Below are 4957 nucleotides of genomic sequence, written 5' to 3'. Positions count from 1 at the left end.
GAGAACGGCCAATCAACTGATTAAAGTTCACCGACTCTTCGGTCACTTTAACACGCTCCAGAAGCCATGCCACCACTTTATCCTCCAGCACCATGGCCTCGGCCTGTTCCAGCTGCTCCGGTTTGCTGCGATACCAGGCCACAAACTGGTCGGGATCCTCATATTGCTCGGCCATGTCGCGAATGACTTGCGTCACCTCGGCAGAACTGGCCTGCAGCTTTTCCCGACGCACCACTTCACTGAGGACCAGACCCAGCACTACCCGACGCCTGGAGATATTTTCCAGGTCTCCAGCAGTACTGGCATTGGGGTCTTTCTGCAATTGTTCCAGTTCATGGGCCAGCATTTGTTTGGGCAGGTCTGGCTGATTACTTTCGACCACCAGATCCAGCAGTTGCGATTTCACCTGGGCATGACTCAGCCTTTGGGCTTCGCGTTCCAGATTCTCCTTGACCTCCTGACGCAAGACAGCAACATCGCCGTCTTCGATACCCAGCGCCAGAGCAAATTCAGTGTTTAATTCGGGCAACTGTGCTTCAGCCACTTCCTTGACCTGGAGATGAAATTCGGCATTTTTTCCCGCCAGTTCGGCCACATGATAATCCGCAGGAAACTGTACAGAAACGTTTTTTTCTTCACCGGCAGAAAGCCCGATGAGGCCCTGTTCAATGTCAGGGAGCAGCCGTCCGGCGCCCAGGACTACCTGATAATCCACCACATCGCCGCCGGGCATGGGTTCGCCATCCATAAGTCCCTGGAAATCTACCGTAACCCGGTCTTCATTTTGTGCCGCACGCTCGGTTTTAACATAAAAACGGCGCTGCTGGCGCATAATGTCAATAGTGGCATCTACATCACTTTCCGTAACAACGGCACTTTTGCGAATCACCGTGGCAGTGGGAATTTGGGGTTCGAATTCAGGATAGACCTCAACAACCGCCGTGAACACAAAGTCTTCTCCGCGCCCGCCTTTTTCAACCTGCACTTCGGGACGCCCTACGGGACGCAGGGATTGTTCACGTACGGCCTGGGAATAGCGCTCATTAATCAGCTGGTCAAAGGTTTCCATGAGGGCATCTGAACCATAATGGCGTTCAACAATAGCCAATGGTGCCTTGCCCGGACGGAATCCCGGAAAACGCGCTGAGCGGGCCTTGTTACGTAAACGTTGCGTGACACCACTTTCTACCTCACTGGCAGGAATGGTCACATGAATGTGGCGTTCCAGAGGCGCAGCCTCCGGTGTGGAAATTTGCATGAACTGATCCTTGTTTTTCATTTTGTCTAAGCCTAAACACCCATCATAAACACAAGCCCGCCGCCCCTCAAGTTCAGCGCAGCCCCCGACTGCCCGGTTTCACCGGGACACCCCCCGCCGCGCAGAGCGGACAATCTTCAGCGGACCAGGTCCGCACCGGCAAAAGCAGGAGTGGATAAAACGGAATATCATCAAAATCCTGGAAGCCAGCGCTACGATCAATAATTGCAGAACTAACCAGTACCTTGCCACCTGCTGCTTCTACCGCAGCAATGCATTCACGGGTCGATCCACCTGTCGTGGTAATATCTTCAACGACCAATACCCCTTCACCTGGAGATAAAGCAAAGCCCCGGCGCAGGACCATCTGGCCATTTTCACGTTCGGTAAAAAGACTGCGTACCCCCAGCGCTCTGGCACATTCATAGGAAACCAATACGGCACCCATGGCTGGTCCCACGACACAACGGATCTGCTTCCTGACTGCTTCTGGAATACCGGCAACCATCGCGGCACAGAGGCGAGCGGCATGTTCTGGATGCTGCAACACCCTTGCTGACTGCAAGTAGGTATCGCTATGCAATCCGGAAGACAGTAAAAAATGGCCTTGCAGCAAGGCACCATCGTTTTTGTATAGATCCACTACTTCATCTGCTGTCACTGGGCCTTTTTCTCCATCAATAGCCATCCCCATTCAGGGCATATTAGTCTGATTTCATAAAATGGAAACATCTTAGCTTATACAAGCAGCCAACATGGCAGACAAGGCTTCTGCCGGATTGGGTGCCGCAGTGATGGGACGACCGACAACCAGATAGTCTGAACCTGACGCCAGAGCCGCTCCAGGCGTCATGGTCCGCTTCTGGTCATCGGCGCCATGCTGGGCGGGCCGGATACCCGGGGTCACCAGACAAAACTCCGGATGCAATTGTTTGAGCCGGGAAGTCTCCTGCGCAGAACAGACCAGTCCATCCAGACCAGCCTCTGCACTGAGCGCGGCTAACCTTTCTACCTGTAGCTCAACGGGGTCATGCACACCCAGCTGCGTCAGGGCATCGGCATCCAGACTGGTTAATACCGTCACCGCAATCAGCAGCGGCTGATGCCCGGAAACCGTCACACCATCAACAGCCTCCCGTGCGGCCTCCAGCATCGCCTTACCCCCACTGGCATGCACATTGAGCATCCACACTCCCAAGCGGGCGGCAACCTGACAGGCTTTGGCGACCGTCTGCGGGATGTCATGAAATTTGAGATCCAGAAAGACCTCAAAACCCCGGCTCTGAAGTTGTTCAACCACTTTGGGTCCGGATGCCGTAAAGAGTTCCTTGCCCACTTTGACCCGGCATTGTCGGGGATCCAAAAGTTCAGCCATGGCCAGTGCTGCTGCCATATCTGCGTAATCCAGTGCGACAATAAGTGGTGATTTCACAGCTTTTCCTCCCCTGAAAAGACACCCCACTGGCGACAACTGGGGCAGCGCCAGTAATACTGCGTACTTTGATAACCACAAGACTGACAATGAAACAGTTCAGGTTCCAATTGCCACTGACGCACGGCCAGAGCCATTTTTTCGATCAGCTCCGCTTCCGGGGCTTTCGGGTCCATGCTTAACAACAGCTGAAATACCCGAAGATCAGGTTTTTTGATCAGAATATTGCGCAAAAAACTGCTGGCAGATGCCAGTCCCTCTATTTTCTGCAAAGCTTCTGCCAGGCGTTTTATGGCCAGCGGCGAACGACAGTGAGCCTGCAAACGCTGCAGATGATCCTGCTGCTGCCCCCCCAAGTGCCGCAAAACCTGCAGAAAGGGCTCCAGCACCAGTAAAATCGCCGAATCAGTGGGTAGTGTCAGCAATTTATCCCAGTATTTGAGGGCACCCTGCCAATCTTTTTTGTCAAAGGCCAGACGCCCGGCAATCATCAGGGCACGCGGATTGTCGGGAATCTCCCGGCGCGCAGCATTCAGATACTTTTGTGCCTGAGAGTGATCCTCACTGCGCAGCGATTCTTCAGCCAGCTCACCGTACAACAAGGCAATTACCGTTTGCTGTTCGGACATTCCTGATTGGAGCAAACGCTTGCGAATGGCGATAGAGGAAGCCCACTCACTACCCAGTTCATAGAGTTCTGCCAGCGTGGCAAGCCCTTCGGTATGCGCGGGCTGACTTTCAAGCAATTCCTTGAGAATGCTTTCTGCCCGATCCAGAATTCCGGCTTTCAAATAATCGCGGGCAATTTCAAACAGCACACTTTGCCTTAGCCCCTCAGCCAGGGCCGGCTGTTCCAATAAGTACTGATGCACCCGCAATGCCCTTTCCAACTCGCCACGTCGGCGAAACTGACGGCCCAGGGCCAGGAGAATATCGACACTCTCCGGGTGCTGGCGCAAGGCTTCGAGAAAAACCTCTACTGCTTCGTCCTGACGTTCACTCAGAAGGTAATTCAGGCCCTGAATATACACCTGAGGGATGGCTTTGCCAGCGGGGGCTTTTTGGGTACGCCCCAGCCAGAAGCCCAGCAGTGCAGCAAAGCCTGATACTATCCCCAGGACGAGGACAACCGCAGAATCCACGCCCAGAACGGTCAATCAGGCTTTGCCGGATGTATTCTCTGGATAATCGACCTGCTCGCGCAGTTCCTTACCCGGTTTGAAGTGCGGAACCCGCTTTTCCGGCACCATGACCGATTCGCCGGTCTTGGGGTTACGCCCCTGTTTAGCCGGGCGCACATGCATGGAAAAACTGCCAAAGCCACGAATTTCAATGCGCTCACCTTCAGCAAGTGCATCACTGAGGTAATCCAGCATATGGCGGGTGGCCATTTCAATATCACGCACACTGAGCTGCGGGTATTGGGCGCTGATGTTTTTGATCAATTCAGATTTAGTCATGATTTTTAGCTTCTTCAAATAAGCACTGATTGGAAAACTTGTAAAAACGTCAGACGGCAAGAATTTCGGCCTGACGCTAAAAAAAGGGGCTCCCCGGATACTCAATAAGGGCATCACGGGAGCCGTCTTGCAATTAACCCTCTTCTTCCTGCTTACGCTTGAGCTGCTCTTTAATCAGGTCACCCAGACTGGTGGTGCCTGTTGCCGCGCTGCGGGCATACTGCTGGGTAGCAGCAGCCTGTTCTTCAGCACTTGGGGCTACGGCCACATCGCGCGCCTTGGTACTCAGGGTCAAGGTGCGGTTTTTACGATCTACGGCGGCAATGGCCACCTCAATCTTGTCACCCGCAGCCAGGGTCTGGCCCTTGCTCAACTCACGCTGCGGCAGGTGGCCTTCAACCCCTTCACCCACGCGAATTTCTGCGCCACGACCGTCTACGGAAATGACTTCACCTTCTACCAGCGCGCCCTTTTCATTGGCGACGACAAACTGAATGAAAGGATCCGTTTCCATCTGCTTGATGCCAAGGCTGATACGTTCACGTTCCGGGTCAATGCTGAGCACCACTGCTTCCAGCGTATCGCCTTTCTTGAAGTCACGCACGGCTTCTTCACCGGTACGATCCCAGGCAAGGTCGGAGAGATGAATCAGGCCGTCAATTCCACCATCCAGACCCACAAATACGCCAAAGTCGGTGATGCTCTTGATCTGGCCGGAGACCCGATCGCCTTTCTGGAAGTTCTGGGCAAAATCATCCCATGGATTAGGCAGACACTGTTTGATACCCAGAGAAATACGGCGGCGCT

At 53.9% G+C, this 4957-nt stretch carries 6 protein-coding genes; all 6 read right to left on the bottom strand.

Features of this window, described 5'->3' with window-relative positions:
• Positions 1-1279: trigger factor (gene tig, locus AC2VLY_RS08685; RefSeq protein ID WP_486922114.1), on the bottom strand; the 1279-nt coding region annotated here is incomplete at its 3' end.
• Between the two features lie 52 nt (positions 1280-1331).
• Positions 1332-1919 (bottom strand): orotate phosphoribosyltransferase, encoded by a 588-nt coding sequence (gene pyrE / locus AC2VLY_RS08680; protein WP_486892142.1) that lies wholly within the window; start codon positions 1917-1919, stop codon positions 1332-1334.
• A 72-nt stretch (positions 1920-1991) separates the two neighbouring features.
• Positions 1992-2690 carry an orotidine-5'-phosphate decarboxylase gene (gene pyrF, locus AC2VLY_RS08675; protein WP_193650108.1) on the bottom strand — a complete coding sequence of 233 codons (699 nt, stop codon included), beginning with the start codon at positions 2688-2690 and terminating at the stop codon, positions 1992-1994.
• Positions 2687-3847, bottom strand: coding sequence for a tetratricopeptide repeat protein (locus AC2VLY_RS08670; protein WP_486892141.1), 1161 nt, complete (start codon positions 3845-3847; stop codon positions 2687-2689). The genes pyrF and AC2VLY_RS08670 overlap by 4 nt, the downstream gene beginning before the upstream one ends.
• Positions 3848-4150, bottom strand: coding sequence for an integration host factor subunit beta (locus tag AC2VLY_RS08665; RefSeq protein WP_010638105.1), 303 nt, complete (start codon positions 4148-4150; stop codon positions 3848-3850). It abuts the gene before it with no gap.
• 133 nt (positions 4151-4283) lie between these two features.
• Positions 4284-4957 (bottom strand): S1 RNA-binding domain-containing protein (locus AC2VLY_RS08660; protein ID WP_486922113.1); only part of this gene is annotated, 674 nt, incomplete at its 5' end.

Source organism: Acidithiobacillus sp. TH-A36 (genome assembly GCF_057473445.1).
This window is presented reverse-complemented; position numbering and strand designations above follow the sequence as displayed.